We start from the raw sequence: 1,187 nt of genomic DNA, 5'->3' as shown, positions 1-1,187 counted from the left end.
TGTTGTGTCCACAACGCACAGACGATCATGCGGTGGCCGTCCTCGTTCCCGCGGGACCCGAGGTCACCTCACGAATGGCGGCTGCCGTACTAGCTCACCTCGTCTTTCGCCAGCTCGACACGGAGGCGATCGACGAGCCGGATTCGGAGCTGAAATGGGCGAACCAGGCAATCGAGCAGGTTCGAAGCTTGGTTGAAGCGTTGCTGCCTGGAGTCACTGCAGTCATCGACGATTTGTACACCGACCGCGCGCAGATCCGAGCGGTTTGCTCGGACGTCACTCGCGTTCGGCAGGTCGCCGAACGTGTGCTCAATCCCTCTGAAGCCGCTCTGTCGTCTTCGCAAGATCGATACCGCAGGACAGCACCGGATCGGAAACGCCGCCCTAACGCTGTCTCCATTCTCGTCGACCGGGCTGTTCTCCCCGAAGGGGAGGCGTTGACATTAACTACCCCCATTACCACCGAGGCTGAAGCACTCCGCGACTGGTTGGCCGAGGACCCGAAGCGACGGCGCGCTACTTGGATGCCACATCGGGGCAAGCCGATCCTCTGGTCGGCTGACGGTCAGCGATATTCGCCGTCCGGGTTGATTTCCCATATGTGGGAGCTGGCAGGTTGGGAGAATCGACCGGTAGCCAATCAAGGAACTGCTCGATGGAGGACGAGTTCTGGCGAGACCCTGGCCGAACTGGCGTGGCGAGTCCTGCGCGACCTGGAGACAGCCGAGGAGGAGTGACGGCACTCAGTCTCCGTTCGATCGGCTCAAAATCGGTCGGGGAATCAAACCCCGACGTCCAACCTGAGTCGATCCGTGGTCAGAGCTGGTGGAGGTCTTCCAATGAGGCGCCGTTGACGACTCGCGCCAGATTCGCCTCGTGGTCGTCGGCCACGAGTCTCCGTGCGAGGTCGTCCAAGTTCGGGAGGTCGCCGAAGCGGGTCCGGAGGACGGGTTTCATCGAGCGCACCAGGCCCTCCGTCAGGTTCGTCTCGGCGATCTCGCGGCCGACTTCCGTCTCTTCGAGAGCGAAACTCGTCCCTCTGCTCCCCAACCCTCGACCACCTGAGCTGCGACGTCTTCCTCAGCCAGCACACTAAGACCGCATCTCATTTGGGGTTGTTGCTGGTCAACAGTTCCAGCTTGACGGCGCGACGGAAGCAGATGACAGCGCAAGCCAGGCGCAGGAAT

General features: G+C 61.8%; 2 protein-coding genes. One reads left to right on the top strand and one right to left on the bottom strand.

Going from position 1 to position 1,187, the window contains the following annotated elements; translation table 11 throughout:
• Positions 1–737 (top strand): hypothetical protein (locus tag ACH442_RS48050; RefSeq protein WP_396344931.1); only part of this gene is annotated, 737 nt, incomplete at its 5' end.
• 79 nt (positions 738–816) lie between these two features.
• On the opposite strand, the gene ACH442_RS48045 is transcribed toward ACH442_RS48050, so the two are convergent.
• Positions 817–957 carry a hypothetical protein gene (locus ACH442_RS48045; RefSeq protein WP_396344930.1) on the bottom strand — a complete coding sequence of 47 codons (141 nt, stop codon included), beginning with the start codon at positions 955–957 and terminating at the stop codon, positions 817–819.
• Between the last annotated feature and the right edge of the window lie 230 nt (positions 958–1,187).

The sequence above is a fragment of the Actinoplanes sp. NPDC020271 genome (genome assembly GCF_044388125.1).
GTDB lineage: Bacteria > Actinomycetota > Actinomycetes > Mycobacteriales > Micromonosporaceae > Actinoplanes.
This window is presented reverse-complemented; position numbering and strand designations above follow the sequence as displayed.

Excerpts from the sequence above, each read along its gene's own strand:
- ACH442_RS48045 (WP_396344930.1), bottom strand. The coding sequence starts at position 957 with ATGAAACCCGTCCTCCGGACCCGCTTCGGCGACCTCCCGAACTTGGAC.